We start from the raw sequence: 16,180 nt of genomic DNA, 5'->3' as shown, positions 1-16,180 counted from the left end.
CTTCAATATAGCACTGCGCCTGCAGTTTTCACTCAGGGCTTCTGGCACACCGGGCAGAAAAATGTGGAGCGCTGCCCCTGCCGCAGTGACTTGATGGTGGTGCCACAGACGCGACAGGGTTCGCCCTGCCGACCATACACCATGGCTTCAAGCTGAAAGTAGCCCGACTCCCCTTGCGCGTTGGAAAAGTCACGCAAGGTGCTGCCGCCTTTTGCCACGGCGCGCGCCAGCACATCGCGTATGGCCTGTTGCAGTCTCGCCGCACGCGGCCGGCTGATGCGGTTGGCCCGGGTTGTGGGGCGAATACCCGCCAGGAACAGGGCTTCGGACGCGTAGATATTGCCCACACCCACGACTAGGTCCCCCGCCAACAACACCTGTTTGATAGGAGCACTACGCGACTGCAATCCCTGGTGGAACTGCGCCACCTGGAATGACTCTCCCAGAGGCTCCACCCCCAGCTTGCCCAACAGCTTGCACGCCAACGGGTCCGCTTCATCGTGCGCAAAGACCACCGCTCCAAATCGTCTGGGATCATTCAGGCGCAAAGTGCCATGGCTGGTTTGCAACTCAAAGTGGTCGTGCTTGCCGGCTGGCGGTAAATCCCGGGTAAAGACCACACTGCCGGACATGCCCAGATGCAGCAGCAGCAGGCCATCGCTCAGATCAATCAACAGGTATTTGCCGCGCCTGCGCACGTCCCGCACGGTTTGCCCGACGAGGCGCTCGGGTTGCACGCCCAGCGGCCAGCGCAAGGGTTTGCCCATGCGGACTGCGACAATGGAGGCACCCCGGATGGCATCCACAAAACTCAGGCGGGTAACTTCAACTTCCGGTAGTTCGGGCATGGGGTGGTCACAGGTTGACGAAGGCTTCTCGTGTTGGATTATTATGGCCTGATGACACTCTTCAAGCGCTCCAAGCTCGCCCCGCTGATGCTACTCATGGCCTTGGGGTTGCATCCGGCATGGGCGCAATTCAAAACCCCGCAGAACTCGGAACTCAACGGCGACCTGATGTATGAGTTGCTGGTGTCGGAGATCAGTGCACAAAGCGGTGACAACGGCTCTGCCTTTCAGTTGATGCTGGATGCTGCGCAAAAGACCCGTTCCGAGCAATTGTTCGAGAGAGCCGTGGAAATTGCATTGCGCGCTCGCGCAGGCGACTCGGCCCTGCAGGCCGCACAAGCCTGGGCCAAGGCCCAGCCTACTTCCCGCAATGCACTGCGCTTTGTGTTGCAGATACTGATTGGCCTGAACAGACTGCCCGAAACGATAGAGCCAGTCAGGCGCGACCTCGCGCTGCTGCAGGGTATGGAAAGGGCCTCTGCCATCGGACAACTGCCGCGCTTCTTCGTGCGGGTCAATGACAAAAAGCAGGCTGCCAAAGTAGTGGAACAAGCATTGTCCAACGAGATCGGCAATGCCACCACCGGCCCGGCAGCATACGCCACAATAGGCACCATGCGACTGCTGGCCGGTGACGGCGAAGGCGCACTCGAAGCGGCCAGAAAAGGGGCTGCACTCAACCCCAAGGCGGAAGAGCCGGTGCAATTGGCACTGGCCCTCATGGACCCCAAACTGCCAGCGGCCGAGGCCATGGTGCTTCGGCACTTGCAGGCCGCTTCACGGCCTGAGCTGCGCATGGGCTATGTACGCAAGCTGCTGGAAGCCCAACGCCTGCAAGACGCCAAGGCACAGGTCATTGCCATCAACGACAGCACGCCTGACTTTGCCGACGCTTGGCTGGTACGTGGCTCGCTGGCCCTGCAGGAGAGAAATGAAAGCGAAGGCCGCTTTGCACTCAACACATTTGTGAAGCTGCGCGCGCCTGCGGGTGACGCTCCAGCCGACGCCGTGCAGGATCGGGGCTTGACCCAAGCCTACTTCATGCTGGCAGATTTGGCGGAACAAAGCCAGCAATGGGACGAAGCCGAGCATTACCTGGACCTTATCGACAGCCCGCAGGATGCCTTGCGCGTACAGGGCCGTCGTGCTGCCAATCTGGCACGCCAGGGCAAACTGGACAAAGCCCGCGCCCTGATCCGTTCCGCGCCCGAACTCCAACCCGAAGATGCACGCACCAAGGTCAATATGGAGGTGCAGCTGTTGCGCGACAGCAGACAGTACCAAGCCGCTTACGAATTGCTGAAACAGGCGGCACAAAACAACCCGGACGACGTGGACTACGCGTATGACCTGGCCATGGCAGCAGAGAAGCTGGACAAGGTCGACGAGATGGAGACCTTGCTGCGCCAGTTGATCGCTGCCAGGCCCGACTACTACCAGGCCTACAACGCATTGGGCTATTCACTGGCAGATCGCAAGTTGCGCCTGGACGAAGCACGTGAACTGATCCGCAAGGCGCTGGAAGCGGCCCCCAACGATCCGTTCATCCAGGACAGCATGGGCTGGGTGGAATTCCGCAGCGGCAATCTGGCCCAGGCGCGGCAGATTTTGCAGGACGCATACCGGAACCGTCCCGACCCGGAAATTGCAGCCCATCTGGGCGAGGTACTGTGGTCCCTCAGCCTCAAACCTGAGGCGCAAGCCATCTGGAAAGAAGGTCTGGCGCAAAGCCCGGACAACGAAACGCTGCGTGAAACCATCAAACGTCTGAGCGCACCGTGAATCGCACCTTTTGCACCTGGCGAAGTGTGGTCGCCTTGTGCGCTATCGCCCTGCTCAATGCCTGCGCCAACAATGCCCCGCTGCAGACACGTGCGCCAGATGAGGCCCATTGGCAGGGGAAACTGGCCGTTCGTGTTTACAGCAAACCACCGCAGGCTTTTTTCGCAAACTTCGATTTGCAGGGCAGACCATCGCAAGGTGAATTGCTGCTGACTTCGCCACTGGGCACAACCGTGGCGCGCATGCGCTGGGACGCAAATTCCGCCACGCTGGACGCACAGGGAGGTCAACGCAGCTTCAGTTCGGTGCAGGAACTGGCCCGTCAAGTCACGGGTGCGGACCTTCCCGTGGCCAGCCTGTTTGCCTGGTTGCAAGGCGTTGACGAAGCGGTGCCTGGTTGGCAGGCCGATCTGCAGGATGCGGCCAATGGCCGAATCAGCGCCAAGCACCTGGAAGAAGTGCAGTCGGAAGTCAAAATCATCCTGGAGCGCTGAAGCGGGTCTGCCGCCAAAGGGATAATGCTGCCCATGCAGTCGCTCTACGACATCCCCGCTCCGGCCAAGCTCAATCTGTTTTTGCACATCACTGGGCGCAGGGAAGACGGCTACCACCTGCTGCAATCGGCCTTCATGCTGATTGACTGGTGCGATACGTTGCACTTTTCGCTGCGCCAGGACGGCAATGTTTCCCGCGAGGACCTCACATGGGAATTGCCAGTGGACGACCTCAGCACCCGTGCGGCACGCGCGCTACAGACGGCGACGGGTTGTGCATTGGGCGTGCACATCGGCGTGAGCAAATCGGTGCCCGCACAGGCCGGCATGGGCGGAGGCTCTTCGGACGCAGCATCCACCCTGCTGGCCCTCAACTGCTTGTGGAACCTGCATCTTCCTGTGAAAAGCCTGATGAAAATCGGTCTAACCCTGGGTGCAGACGTGCCTTTTTTCCTGTGCGGGCGCCATGCCTGGGTGGAGGGCATCGGCGAGAAAATAACGCCCATTACGTTACCCAACGCACAGTTTTTGGTGGCAAAACCAGAGGCCGGATTGGATACCCGACTGATTTTTTCGGACCCTGAGCTAAAACGCGATTCAGAGCCTGCTATAATCACAGGCTTCGCTGCAGACGCACTGGCCTTTGGCCGAAACGACCTGCAAGCCGTTGCCCAGAAGTTGTGCCCCGGTGTGAATCAAGCCCTTGCGTGGCTCGCATCACTCGGTCTCAACGGCCGGATGACGGGTTCAGGTAGCGCGGTGTTTGCACATGTAGCGCATGGCGTGAACTTGGATAGTGCCCCAGGCAGTATGCAAGTCAGGTTGTGCAGTAGTTTGGATGTCCATCCCCTCCTCGGGTGGGCAACCAGCGACGGTTTATCGGTGGGTAGTGTTCACTGCCAACCCGTGTAGGGGAGTCGCCAAGTTGGTTAAGGCACTGGATTTTGATTCCAGCATGCGAAGGTTCGAATCCTTCCTCCCCTGCCAAATCTGTTGCAAGTTAGGTTCTTGCGACAGAATGCGCAAAGTTACAAAGTAAACCCACTCTTTTCGCTGGAATCCGCATGCAGGCACCCACTCCACCTGATTTCATGGTCTTCACTGGCAATGCCAATCCTGGCATGGCCGCTTCCATCGCAGACCACCTGGGTATTTCCCTTGGCGCTGCAACCGTGGGCCGATTCTCCGATGGCGAAGTCACGGTGGAAATCAATCAGAACGTGCGTGCCCGTGATGTGTTCGTGGTGCAGAGCACCTGCGCGCCTACCAACGAAAACCTGATGGAGCTGCTGATCATGGTGGATGCGCTCAAGCGCGCATCTGCTGAGCGAATCAGCGCCGTCATTCCCTATTTCGGTTACGCACGCCAGGACCGCCGCCCGCGTTCCACCCGTGTGCCCATTACTGCCAAGGTGGTGGCCAACATGTTGCAAGCCGTCGGTGTGGCACGCGTGCTGACCATGGACTTGCATGCCGACCAGATCCAGGGTTTCTTTGACATCCCGGTGGACAACATTTACGCCTCGCCCGTGCTGCTGGGTGACTTGCGCCAAAAGAATTACGAAGACCTGATCGTGGTCTCTCCCGACGTGGGTGGCGTGGTGCGTGCACGCGCCTTGGCCAAACAGCTGGGCTGCGATCTGGCCATCATCGACAAGCGCCGCCCCAAGGCCAATGTGTCCGAAGTGATGCACGTCATCGGTGAAATCGAAGGCCGCAACTGCGTCATCATGGACGACATGATCGACACCGCCGGCACCCTGGTCAAAGCTGCCGAAGTGCTGAAGGCCCGTGGCGCCAAGAAGGTCTACGCCTATTGCACCCACCCGATCTTTTCGGGCCCGGCCATCGAGCGCATTGCCAATGGCGGCGCACTCGATGAAGTAGTGGTGACCAACACCATTCCGCTCAGCCCTGCGGCTGCGCAGTGCACCAAAATTCGCCAACTCACCGTGGCTCCGCTGATCGCCGAAACGATCCAGCGTATTGCCAAGGGCGAGTCGGTCATGAGTTTGTTCTCGGATCAGGAGAACCTTTTCTAGGTTTCCCGATCAGGACAAAAAGCAAACGCCGCCGCATGGTGCAGCGGCGTTTTTATTAAACCGGAGTCACACTGGTCGCGGTGGACTCTTTCAGGAGTAAGTTATGAAATTTGTCGCTTTTGAGCGCGCTAAGCAGGGCACGGGTGCGAGCCGCCGTCTCCGCAATACAGGCCGTACCCCCGGCATCGTTTACGGTGGTGCAGGTGAGCCTCTGTTGATCGAACTCGACCACAATGCTCTGTGGCATGCCATCAAGAAAGAAGCCTTCCACGCTTCCGTGCTGGACATGGAACTGGCTGGCAAGGAACACAAGGTCTTGTTGCGTGACGTGCAAATGCACCCCTACAAGCAACTGATCCTGCACATCGATTTCCAGCGCGTGGACGCTACCACCAAGCTGCACATGAAGGTGCCACTGCACTTCTTCGGTGACGAGCTGTCGCCTGCGGTCAAGACCGACGGTTGCATCGCCAACCACGTGGTGACCGAAATCGAAGTCCTGTGCCTGCCCACCGACCTGCCTGAATTCATCAAGGTGGACCTGAGCGGCCTGAAGAAGGGTGCTTCCCTGCACCTGAACGACATCGTTCTGCCCAAGGGCGTGTCTGCTGTGACCCACGGCAAGAACAACCCCGTGATCGTTTCCGTGGTGGCCATCGCTGGCGCCGCACCGGAAGCACCTGCTGCTGACGCAGCCGCTGCACCTGCTGCTGCACCAGCAGCCAAGGGTGCCAAGCCAGCCGCCAAGGCACCTGCTGCCAAGAAGTAATCCACTTCCGCGCTAGCTGTCGACGGCCCACTTCGGTGGGCCGTTGTCATTTGTACAGCCCAATTGCTCTACCATCATTGCATGATCAAACTGTTTGTCGGCCTGGGCAATCCAGGCCCGGAATACGAAGCCACCCGCCATAACGCCGGTTTCTGGTGGATTGACGCATTGGCCCGCGCGCTCAAAGTCCCGCTGGTAATGGACCGCAGCTACCACGGCTTTGTGGCGCGTGCCACAGTGGACGGCAAGACGGTGTGGTTGTTGCAACCCCAGACCTTCATGAACCTGTCAGGCAAGTCCGTGGCCGCCTTGGCACGCTTCTTCAAGATCCTGCCGGAAGAAATCCTGGTGGCACATGACGAGATGGACATCGCCCCCGGTGAAGCCAAGCTCAAGCGCGGTGGCGGCCACGCCGGCCACAACGGCTTACGCGATATCCACGCCCAGCTGGGCTCACCGGACTATTGGCGACTGCGCATAGGCGTAGGACACCCCGGCGTGAAGTCCGAAGTGGTGAACTGGGTTCTCAAAAAACCCTCGCAAGACCATCGCATCGCCATTGAACAGACGCTGGACCGCGCACTCAAGGCCTTGCCTCACTTTCTCTCCGGTGACATGGACAAGGCCACGCTGCTGATCCATACCAGCAAGCCACCCAGGCCCAAGCCACCGCGCCCGCCGCAACCCGAAAGCCCACCGTCCGCGCCACCCCCTGGCGAGGCAGGGCCGACGTAGCCCCTCTCTCCCTCCACTGCAAAGGAAAAAACCATGAAGAGTTTTAAGTGCAACACCCTCCAGCCCCTGGTACTGCTGGCAACGGCGGCATTTGCTGCCGGAGCTGGTGCCCAAACGGTCTACCGCTGCGGCAACAGCTACAGCCAGACTCCGTGCACAGGAGCGACAGAAGTACCGGTGGATGACTCACGTACCGAGGCGCAACGGATTGCCGCAAAAGAAGGGCTGGCACGCGACAAGGCTCTGGGCAAGGAGATGGAGGCCAGCCGCCGCAAGGACGAAGCCCAGGCGCTGGCGCGTGACAAGGCTGCCTTGGCAGCCCACGCCAAACAGGCCGCCAAGCAAAAGATGGAAAACAAAAAAGCGGAAGAGAAGCAAAAAGCCGCAAGCAAAAAGTCCGGCGGCAAGGCCAAGTCCAAGGACCATGAAGTCTTCACGGTCAATGTCCCAGGCAGCAAACCGGACAGCAAACACACCCCAAAGTCAAAGTAACCGCCTTTGCCAGGCGGAGCCTGCGCCTTCAGCCCTCCTTGGCAACCGTTGCTTGCGCTTGCAGGCGACGGTACTTTTCCCACAGGGTTTCCTTGCTCTCCACATGCTGCGGATTGACCGGTATGCAGGCCACAGGGCAGACCTGCACGCACTGCGGCTCATCAAAGTGGCCCACGCACTCGGTGCACTTGTCCGGGTTGATCTCGTAGATCTCCGGCCCTAGAAAAATGGCCTCGTTCGGGCACTCGGGCTCGCATACATCGCAGTTGATGCATTCGTCGGTAATGATCAGTGCCATGCTGTTCTCGGTTTCATGCCCCGATTATCGCAACCCGATCGATAATCCGCCGGACGCAGCCCCCTTACACCCACTAACGACATGAGCACTGCCACCGAGCAATCCCTCCCCCTGCACGATTGGAGCGCCTCCGCGCTCGCCGACGCCTACCGTTGCCGTGCACTGTCACCGGTCGAAGTGGTGCAGGACGTGCTTCAGCACATTGCGCTCTGGGAGCCCCACATCCACGCCAGCTACCTGCTCAATCCGGAGCAGGCCCTGGAAAGCGCACGCGCTTCTGAAATGCGCTGGCTGCAAAAAAACCCTTTGAGTCCACTGGACGGCGTGCCGGTCACGTTGAAGGACAACATAGCCACGCGCGGCGATCCCATGCCACTAGGGACCCAGGCCACCGACAGTACACCCGCGCCCAATGACGCGCCGCCTGCAGCCCGACTGCGCGAGGCCGGCGCCGTGCTGTTGTGCAAGACCACCATGCCCGACTACGGCATGCTGTCCTCCGGCGTATCCAGCTTCCATGCGCTGGCGCGCAACCCCTGGGATCTGAGCAAGACACCGGGCGGCTCTAGCGCCGGTGCTGCAGCTGCGGCGGCCGCTGGTTACGGCCCGTTGCATGTGGGCACCGACATCGGCGGTTCACTGCGCCTGCCAGCGGGCTGGTGCGGCATCTACAGCCTCAAACCCAGCCTGGGCCGCATACCGATTGATCCGCCCTACACCGGCCGTGCTGCCGGCCCCATGACACGTTGCGTGGGAGATGCCGCCCTAATGATGCAGGCTTTGTGCTGGCCGGATGCGCGCGACAGCATGAGCCTGCCCTTCCAGGCCATTGACTGGGACAACTGGAATACGCCGGTGAGCCACCTGGAAGGCGTGCGCATCGGCCTGCTGCTGGATGCCGGCTGCGGCCTGCCGGTCGACCCGGAAGTGCAGATCGCGGTGGAGCGCGCCGCGCAGCTGCTGGAGCAGGCTGGCGCCATCATCATCCCCATGCAGCCATTTTTGACGCGGCAGATGCTGGACGGCATGGACCACGCCTGGCGCATGCGCTCCCACCTGGATCTTGCAGCCCTTTCACCCGAACGGCGCGCTTCTGTGCTGCCCTATATCCGCACCTGGGCCGACAGTGCTGCCAGCATGTCAGGTACTGCCATGTTTTCCGCCACCAGCCAGTTCCACGCCACCCGCATAGCCACCGTCAAAGCCTGCCAGGCATTTGATTACGTGCTGTCGCCCACCTCGCCCATCCCGGCTTTTGCAGCAGAGCTGCCCTCCCCTACCAACGACCCGTTGCGACCGCTGGAGCACATTGCCTTCACGGTGCCGTTCAACATGTCGGAGCAACCTGCGGCCAGCATCAACTGCGGTTACACCCGCAGCGGCTTGCCGATTGGCCTGCAGATTGCAGGGCAACGTTTTGATGATCTGGGTGTGCTGCAAATGAGCCGCGCCTTCGAAGTCCTGCGCGAACCTCAAAGGCCCTGGCCGCTTCCTCCTAAGCCTTGAGCTTTTCCAGCAGCATGGCGTGCACCTCGGGTGCCACGAACTGCTGCACATCACCCCTGAGCGTGGCGATTTCACGCACCAGCGTACTGCTGATGAACTGGTAGCGCGAGTCCGGCGTGAGGAATAGCGTGTCGACATTGGGCGCCAGCGCCCGGTTCATGCCGGCCAGTTGCGCCTCGTAGTCAAAGTCGGTCACCGAACGCACGCCGCGCACCATGGCGCCGGCGCCGTGTGCCACGGCAAAGTCACGCACCAGCCCGGTAAACGATTCCACCTGCACGTTGGCCCATGGCGCAAACACGGTTCGTACCATTTGCAGCCGCTCGTCCAGGGTGAACAGGGTCTTCTTGTGATGTGCCACTGCCACTGCCACGATGACCGTGGAAAAAAGACCTGCGCTGCGGCGAATCAGGTCCTGGTGGCCCAGCGTGATGGGATCGAATGTGCCGGGGAAAACTGCAGTCACTGCCTTGGACATGAGGGCTCCAACGTACAAAGGGTTAAACGTCTATCGTGCGTCGATTATGCAAAGGCCTAGACCTGTGGAGCAGCCCCGATCGGCTTCAGCAGATGCGCATGGACCGCACCTGCCTTGAGGTACTTGTGTACGGTCAGGCCCATGGGCGACAACAGCTCGTCGGTCCATCGGGTCGGGCCTTCCAGATAGATAGCCCCGGTGGGCGCCAACGCGCGGGTACAGGCATTCAGTGCGGGCTCCAGCAAAGGCGCATCGAAAGGCGGGTCCAGAAAAATCAGGTCCAGGCTGGCCGGTGCCGCCTGCCGGATGGACACGACGCCATCGCCACGCTGCAACTGCACGGCAGTGGCTTGCAACTGATCTTTGGTTTTCTGCAATTGGGCAATCAGCGCGGAGTCCGACTCCACCAATACAACGTTCGTGGCACCCCGGGACGCCGCCTCAAAGCCCAGTGCGCCGGTGCCAGCAAAAGCATCCAGACAACGCCAGCCGGTCAGGTCTTGGCCCAGCCAGTTGAACAGGGTTTCACGCACGCGATCGGGCGTAGGGCGCAGGCCGGGCTTGTCGGACACCTTGAGCTTGGTGCGTTTCCACAGGCCGCCGATGATGCGGACCTCGTTGCTATGCACACCACGGGGTCTGGCGGGGCGCTTGGGTTGGGTCGATGCGGGTTTTGCGGCTTTGGTACTCATGTGGGTGAGCTTAGCCGGTTTTGGTTGTTGTGCTTCATCGGCAAACAGTGGCACTTGCCTGTCCGGGAGGGGTGTGCCGGGCGGCTCATGCGTCCGTTGGCCGCAAAATCGCCGCCCGGCACTCCCCTCCCGGACGAGAACAGCGCGGCGGGTTGGCCCGGACGCTGGTTCGACCTACTTCACTGCAAAGCAGTAAAACAGTCCTTCACCCCCGGTGGGTTTGATCTTCTCGGCGCTGCAGCCGAGCGTGGGGTGGGCCGAATTCCACGATGTGGCCCATGTGGTTTCCAGCGGGCCTTTGCGGTCATGGTGGCCGGTCATGGCGGAGCCGTCGGGGCCGGACTTGGTCCAGTTGCCACAGGTCATGTCGGCAAACGGTGCACCGGGGAACGCCGTGCCATCGGGGCGGGAACCGGTCAGCATGTCGTGCACGTTAGGTGTATCGCCCCGTCCGTTGACTAACTCACCCTTCTCGGTCAGTGCTGTCGCCTTGTTCAGATTGCTGGCTGGGGAATGCAGTTCGTCCACCGAGCGCGCAATCACCTCGCCTTTGGCATTCTTCCAGGGGCCGGAACCAATGCGGTCACGTGCGTTGACAAAATTGGTATCGGTGAGCTTGGGTGCTTGCGTGCTCAGGTAGGCATGCCATTCATGGTTGCCCGCCCCGACGGCTTGCGCCAGACTTTGGCAATGCTTGTCGGCCCCCTCCAGCCCCCCCAGATCGCCACCGTTGCCGGGGCCGGTACTGGTCACGAAAAACGTCATGTCCTTGGCGTTGGTCTGTGCTGCAGCAAACGCCGCAACGCCCAACATCACTACAGCCAAACCAACCGGTTTCCACATTGTGCGCATGGCAGTCTCCTTGAGTTTGAAACCATGATATCGGACATGGGGTAAACGGCAAAATAAACTACTTGCCCGCCCCCAGCACCACCGTCACCATGCGCTCAGGCTGCAAGGTGCGGGTAAATGCCAAGCGGATGTCTTCGGTCGTCAGCGCCTGCACGCGCGACGTCCAGGTTTCCAGGTAATCCAGGGGCAAATCGTTCCAGGCGATATTGGCCACGTTGTCGAGCAGCTTGCGGTTGCTGTCCAGGCGCAGGGCGAAGCCGCCTATCAGGTTGTCCTTGGCGGCCTGCAGCTCCTTCTCGGTGGGGCCGTCCTTCACAAACTTGGCAAGCACCTCGCGCACCAGGTTGAGCGCCTGCTGCGCCTGATCTGGCCGGGTCTGCAGGCCGACGGTGAAGGCGCCCGCATGCAGGCCCGGCGCGAAATAGCTGTAGACGCTGTAGGTCAGCCCGCGTTTCTCCCGCACCTCCTCCGTCAGGCGCGCGGCGAAGCCGCCCCCGCCCAGGATGTGGTTGCCCACGGTGAGGGCAAAGAAGTCGGGCGAGTTGCGCTTGAAGCCGGGCTGGCCCAGCAGCACGTGAGCCTGTGCCGAAGCAAAGGCAATGTGCTCCTCTTTCGGCCCCGACAGCGCGGCCACCTCGGGCACGGGTGGCAAGGCATCACAGCCGCCCTGGGGCAAATACGCCAGCAGTTGGCCGACCAACACATCGGCCTGGGCTCGGTTGACCGCGCCCACAATGCTCACCTTGGCGCTGCAGGCGCGCAGTGCCTTATCGTGCAATGCACGCATGTCGGCGGCGCTGATACGGCCCAGGGACTCTTCGGTACTCTCCGCACCATAGGGATGGTCGCCATACACCGCCTTGGCAAATGCGCGTCCAGCCACCGTGGCAGGCCGGGTATTGGCTTCCTTGATGCTGGCCACCAGTTTGGGACGGTCACGCAGCCAGGGGGCGTCAGGGTAGGCCGGGTCGCCCAGCTGGCGCGCCGCCAGTGCAGCGGCCTTGGGCAATATGTCCGGGTAGGTGAGCGAGCGCAAGGCAAAGCTCAAGCGGTCGGAGCCAGCACTGCCGCCAAAACTGGCCCCCAGATCGGCCCAGGCGTCGCTCAGGCCGTTCTCGTCCAGGGCGGCCTCACTGCCACGTGCCTTGACGCCGTACGCCGTGCTGGAAGCCATCAGGTTGGCCAGCCCTGGCTTGTCCCGCGGATCACGCCGCGCGCCTGCGTCAAAGTCGATCTGTACATCCACCATGGCAATGGCCGGGCTTTCCACCAGAAAGATCTGGGCACCGCTGGCATGGGTCCAATGCACGATGGGAATAGCCGCCCGGGCAGAGCCAGCACAGCACAGCGAAGCAACAACGGTCAGAAGCCAACGGATGGCATGCGGAAATGGAGTAGTCATGGAATGAGCCATTGCAGATGGCATCAGTGGCGCAAACCGGGAATGGCAACGCGGGGTTTGCGGTTGGGGTCTACCGGCTGGGGCAGCAAGGTGGCCACGGTGAGGGAATCGTCACCGAAGTAGCGCGCAGCGACGTCCTGCACCTGGGCAGCGGTGACAGCGCGCAGGCGGGCAATCAGCTTCTCGTCGGTGTCCACCGGAAAGCCAATGGCCCAGTTGGAGCCCAGTATGCGGGCCTGGTTGAACACGCTGTCCTGCTTGTACACCTCGCTGGCAATCCATTGGTTCTTCACGCGGTTGAGTTCATGCTCCTGCACCCCTTCGCGGGCAATCAGCGCCACCTGCGCACGCAGGGCAGCTTCCACCTGGGCTGCGGTCTTGCCGGTGGACGGCACGCCGTAGAGGTAGCACATTTGCGGCCCGCGCGCGGCCAGCCCGCACATGGCACCCGCGCTGTCGGCCACATGGTCCTGCGGCTGGGCCAGGGCGCGTTCCAGCCGCGCATTGTCGTAACCGCTGAGCACCGCGGCCAACATGGTCAGCGCCAGCGCATCGTTGCTGACGGCATCTGTGGTGCTGTCCAATGCCGCAGCGGTAAAGCTGGGCGTCTTGAAGGCCAGTGTGACACTGGCCTGCTCAGCTTGCGCCTTGAAGTCCAGGCGCCGCATGCCGCCCTGCTCAGGCTCCTCACGCGGTTTGCGAGCGGGTACAGCGTGTCCGGCAATGCCGCCGTAATACTTTTGCGCCAGCGCCAGAACCGCATCCGGATCCACATCGCCCGCCACCACCACGGCCGCATTGGCGGGCGTGTACCAGCGTTGGAAAAAGGCGCGGGCATCATCCGGCGTCATCGCGTCCAGATCGCTCATCCATCCCACGATGGGGCGGCGATAGGGTGACGCGGTGAATGCCACCGCGCTGAGCGCCTCACCCAGACGTGCGTGCGGGTTGTCTTCGGTGCGCAGTCGGCGCTCTTCCTTCACCACCTCCAGCTCCTTGCGGAACTCTTCGTCACTCCACTGGTTGTGGGCAAAGCGGTCTGACTCCAGCTGCATCACGTCTTCCAGCCGGGCCGCCGGGATCTGCTGGTAGAAGCCGGTGTAGTCCCGGCTGGTGAATGCGTTTTCGCGCCCACCCAGAGCCGCCACGCGGCGCGAGAACTCGCCCGCCTTCACCGTCGGAGTACCCTTGAACATCATGTGTTCCAGTACGTGGGCCACGCCACTGGTGCCGTCCACCTCGTCCATGGCACCCACACGCACCCACAGCATGTGAACGGCCGTGGGTGCCCGGTGATCGGGCCGCACGATCAGCGTCATGCCGTTTGCCAGGGTGTATTGGCGCACTGCGTCGGCGGGCGTGGCTGCCTGCGCAGCCCCACAGGTGACCCAACCCAGCACGGCCAGGAATGCGATTTGCGCGCATCGGCGCCAGTGATTGGTGTGTTTCATAGAATGGAGCCATTCTAAGAACGGTTTCCATGTTCAGTTTTTTCAAGAAAAAATCCCCCCCCGCTCCGGTTGCCGCCCCTGCTGCAGTACCTGATGGCAGCGCCGCGCCAGTCCAGCCTGCGGCTGCTGGCACACAAATCGGCAGTGCCTTGGCAGCACCGGTACCGGTGCCCGATGCGATTGCGGCACCTGTTGCACCCAAGCCCGAACGCCAGAAATGGCTGGACCGTCTCAAGGCTGGTCTGGGCAAGACCGCCAGCAGCCTCTCAGGCGTGTTTGGCGGCAACAAGGTAGACGAAGCCCTGTTTGAAGAACTGGAAAGCGCCCTGCTGATGGCCGACGCGGGTGTGTCTGCCACCCAGTTCCTCACCGACAACCTGCGCAAGAAAGCCAAGTCTTCCAACCTGACCAACCCGGTAGCTCTGAAGAACCAGCTGATTGCCGATCTGACCGAGCTGCTGCAGCCTCTGCAAAAGCCACTGGTGATAGGCCAGCAGACGCCCACCGTCATCATGGTGGCGGGGGTGAATGGCGCAGGCAAGACCACCTCCATCGGCAAGCTCACGCGCCACCTGTCGGAAGAAGGCGCCAGCGTGCTGCTGGCCGCAGCCGACACCTTCCGCGCCGCCGCGCGCGAGCAGCTCAGCATCTGGGCCGACCGCAACACGGTGGAGATCATCAGCCAGGCGGGCGCCGACCCGGCAGCCGTGAGCTTTGACGCCGTATCCGCCGGCAAGGCACGCGGCAAGGACGTGGTACTGATCGACACGGCGGGCCGCCTGCCGACGCAGCTGCACCTGATGGAAGAGCTGAAAAAAATCAAGCGCGTGATCCAGAAGGCCGACGTGAGTGCGCCGCACGAAGTGCTGCTGGTGATTGATGGCAACACCGGCCAGAACGCGGTGGCGCAGGTCAAGGCCTTTGATGACGCGCTGGGGCTGACCGGGCTGATCGTCACCAAGCTTGACGGCACGGCCAAAGGCGGCGTGCTGGCGGCCATTGCACGCGACAGGCCCATCCCGGTGTACTTCATCGGTGTGGGCGAACAGCTCAACGAGCTAGAGACCTTCAATGCCCGCGAATTTGCGCAGGCCCTGCTCGCTTGAGAACACCTTGATACCCCAAGATACCCGCCACCTCCATCGCCGCCATGTGCTCTCCCTGCTGGGCATGGGCACCCTTGGCGCGGCCACCCGTGCGAGCGCGGCCGAAGCCTTTCAGGAAATCACCGCCAAGGCCAAGGGCCAGACGGTGTATTTCAACGCCTGGGCCGGCAGCGAACCCATCAATGCCTACATCCGCTGGGCCGGGCAACAGGCGCAGCAACGCTTTGGCGTGCGCCTGGAGCACGTCAAGATCAGCGATGCCGCCGACGTGGTCAAACGCGTGCGCAGCGAGAAAGCTGCGGGCAAGCAAGAAGGCTCGGTGGACCTGGTGTGGATCAATGGCGAGAACTTTCTGGCCATGAAACGCGAAGGCCTGCTGCACGGCCCGTTTACCGACAGCCTGCCTAACTTTGCGCTGGTGGACCTGCAGGGCAAGCCCACCACCCGTCTGGACTTTGCTGAAGCCGTAGAAGGCATGGAATCGCCCTGGGGCATGGCCCAGCTCACTTTCATGGCGGATAGCCAGCGCACGCCCAAACCGCCACAGAGCATCCAGGAGTTGCTGGCTTTCGCCCGTGCCAACCCGGGGCGGGTCACCTATCCACGGCCACCAGACTTCCACGGAACCACATTCCTCAAGCAACTGCTGCTGGACCTGACCCCCCAGCGCGACGCGCTCTACAAACCGTTTGCTGCCCCGGCCCTGGCCAAGGCGACTGCACCGCTGTGGAGCTATCTGGACGCACTGCACCCACATCTGTGGCGCGCTGGCAAGCAGTTTGCCAACAATGCTGCCGCCATGCGCCAGATGCTGGCCGATGGCGAGTTGCGCTGGGCCCTGACCTTCAACCCCAACGATGCTGCCAACGAGATTGCCGCCGGGCGCTTGCCCGCCAGCGTGGTCAGCTACCAGTTCCCTGCGGGCACCATTGGCAACACCCACTTCGTGGCCATTCCGTTCAACGCCCGCGCCAAGGAAGGCGCCCTGGTACTGGCCAACTTCCTGCTCGAGCCCGAAGCCCAGGCCCGCAAGGCCGATATCCGCGTCTGGGGCGACCCCACGGTGCTGGACACCAAACGCCTGAACGCACAGCAGCAGGCCCTGTTTGCAGGAGACGCCGTGCCCGGACAGGTGCGCCAGTCGGCGCCTGCCCTGCCCGAGCCCCACGGTTCCTGGGTGGAACCGCTGGAAAAAGAATGGCTGGCACGCTACGGTGTGTGAAGCCTGCGCCA

Annotated in this window: 17 protein-coding genes and 1 tRNA gene; 11 read left to right on the top strand and 7 right to left on the bottom strand. The window is 61.9% G+C overall.

Translation table 11 applies throughout. The features are described from left to right. Positions 1-32: 32 nt before the first annotated feature. Entirely contained in the window at positions 33-848 is an 816-nt protein-coding gene (mutM, locus tag AAGF34_RS14640; protein WP_342616461.1) for a bifunctional DNA-formamidopyrimidine glycosylase/DNA-(apurinic or apyrimidinic site) lyase, read from the bottom strand. Between the two features lie 51 nt (positions 849-899). Between mutM and AAGF34_RS14635 the strand changes: the two genes are divergently transcribed. The 8 genes from AAGF34_RS14635 (at position 900) to AAGF34_RS14600 (ending at position 7,162) form a co-directional block, all read left to right on the top strand. Beyond that, a complete protein-coding gene (locus tag AAGF34_RS14635) occupies positions 900-2,630 on the top strand; it encodes a tetratricopeptide repeat protein (protein ID WP_342616460.1) in 1,731 nt (576 codons plus the stop codon). Next, positions 2,627-3,124, top strand: a complete 498-nt coding sequence (locus AAGF34_RS14630; RefSeq protein WP_342616459.1) for an outer membrane lipoprotein LolB — start codon at positions 2,627-2,629, stop codon at positions 3,122-3,124. Before AAGF34_RS14635 ends, AAGF34_RS14630 begins: the two co-directional genes overlap by 4 nt. Before the next feature lie 33 nt (positions 3,125-3,157). Next, entirely contained in the window at positions 3,158-4,036 is an 879-nt protein-coding gene (gene ispE, locus AAGF34_RS14625; protein WP_342616458.1) for a 4-(cytidine 5'-diphospho)-2-C-methyl-D-erythritol kinase, read from the top strand. Next, positions 4,035-4,111, top strand: a tRNA-Gln gene (locus AAGF34_RS14620). Before ispE ends, AAGF34_RS14620 begins: the two co-directional genes overlap by 2 nt. 77 nt (positions 4,112-4,188) lie before the next feature. After that, entirely contained in the window at positions 4,189-5,166 is a 978-nt protein-coding gene (locus tag AAGF34_RS14615; protein WP_342616457.1) for a ribose-phosphate pyrophosphokinase, read from the top strand. 103 nt (positions 5,167-5,269) lie between these two features. Next, positions 5,270-5,935: a 50S ribosomal protein L25/general stress protein Ctc gene (locus AAGF34_RS14610; protein WP_342616456.1), complete on the top strand. Its 666-nt coding sequence runs from the start codon at positions 5,270-5,272 to the stop codon at positions 5,933-5,935. Between the two features lie 81 nt (positions 5,936-6,016). Continuing rightward, positions 6,017-6,670, top strand: coding sequence for an aminoacyl-tRNA hydrolase (pth, locus tag AAGF34_RS14605; protein WP_342616455.1), 654 nt, complete (start codon positions 6,017-6,019; stop codon positions 6,668-6,670). Between the two features lie 33 nt (positions 6,671-6,703). After that, the gene (locus AAGF34_RS14600) at positions 6,704-7,162 is read left to right on the top strand and encodes a hypothetical protein (RefSeq protein ID WP_342616454.1); all 459 of its coding nucleotides are present in this window, start codon (positions 6,704-6,706) and stop codon (positions 7,160-7,162) included. Between the two features lie 28 nt (positions 7,163-7,190). Here AAGF34_RS14600 and AAGF34_RS14595 read toward each other — a convergent pair whose 3' ends face one another. Continuing rightward, positions 7,191-7,460 (bottom strand): YfhL family 4Fe-4S dicluster ferredoxin, encoded by a 270-nt coding sequence (locus tag AAGF34_RS14595; RefSeq protein WP_342616453.1) that lies wholly within the window; start codon positions 7,458-7,460, stop codon positions 7,191-7,193. 81 nt (positions 7,461-7,541) lie between these two features. Here AAGF34_RS14595 and AAGF34_RS14590 point away from each other — a divergent pair, with 81 nt between their 5' ends. After that, a complete protein-coding gene (locus tag AAGF34_RS14590; protein WP_342616452.1) occupies positions 7,542-8,966 on the top strand; it encodes an amidase in 1,425 nt (474 codons plus the stop codon). Here the strand turns inward: AAGF34_RS14590 and coaD are convergent. The 5 genes from coaD to AAGF34_RS14565 form a co-directional block, all read right to left on the bottom strand. Continuing rightward, the gene (gene coaD / locus AAGF34_RS14585; RefSeq protein WP_342616451.1) at positions 8,956-9,444 is read right to left on the bottom strand and encodes a pantetheine-phosphate adenylyltransferase; all 489 of its coding nucleotides are present in this window, start codon (positions 9,442-9,444) and stop codon (positions 8,956-8,958) included. The two genes, AAGF34_RS14590 and coaD, sit on opposite strands and share 11 nt — an antisense overlap. A 56-nt stretch (positions 9,445-9,500) precedes the next feature. Continuing rightward, positions 9,501-10,136, bottom strand: a complete 636-nt coding sequence (gene rsmD, locus AAGF34_RS14580; protein WP_342616450.1) for a 16S rRNA (guanine(966)-N(2))-methyltransferase RsmD — start codon at positions 10,134-10,136, stop codon at positions 9,501-9,503. A 174-nt stretch (positions 10,137-10,310) separates the two neighbouring features. Continuing rightward, positions 10,311-10,949, bottom strand: coding sequence for a hypothetical protein (locus tag AAGF34_RS14575; protein WP_342621101.1), 639 nt, complete (start codon positions 10,947-10,949; stop codon positions 10,311-10,313). Between the two features lie 97 nt (positions 10,950-11,046). Beyond that, positions 11,047-12,390: a pitrilysin family protein gene (locus tag AAGF34_RS14570; RefSeq protein ID WP_342616449.1), complete on the bottom strand. Its 1,344-nt coding sequence runs from the start codon at positions 12,388-12,390 to the stop codon at positions 11,047-11,049. Positions 12,391-12,413: 23 nt separating this feature from the next. After that, positions 12,414-13,841, bottom strand: coding sequence for a pitrilysin family protein (locus AAGF34_RS14565; protein WP_342616448.1), 1,428 nt, complete (start codon positions 13,839-13,841; stop codon positions 12,414-12,416). A gap of 29 nt (positions 13,842-13,870) precedes the next feature. Between AAGF34_RS14565 and ftsY the strand changes: the two genes are divergently transcribed. Continuing rightward, positions 13,871-14,947 carry a signal recognition particle-docking protein FtsY gene (gene ftsY, locus AAGF34_RS14560; RefSeq protein WP_342616447.1) on the top strand — a complete coding sequence of 359 codons (1,077 nt, stop codon included), beginning with the start codon at positions 13,871-13,873 and terminating at the stop codon, positions 14,945-14,947. 7 nt (positions 14,948-14,954) lie between these two features. Beyond that, on the top strand, positions 14,955-16,169 hold the full coding sequence (locus AAGF34_RS14555; protein ID WP_342616446.1) for an ABC transporter substrate-binding protein: 1,215 nt from the start codon (positions 14,955-14,957) through the stop codon (positions 16,167-16,169). Positions 16,170-16,180 lie beyond the last annotated feature (11 nt).

The sequence above is a fragment of the Rhodoferax sp. GW822-FHT02A01 genome (assembly GCF_038784515.1).
GTDB lineage: Bacteria > Pseudomonadota > Gammaproteobacteria > Burkholderiales > Burkholderiaceae_C > Allorhodoferax.
The sequence above is the reverse complement of the archived record's forward strand: the minus strand, read 5'-3'. Positions and strand labels throughout refer to the sequence as shown.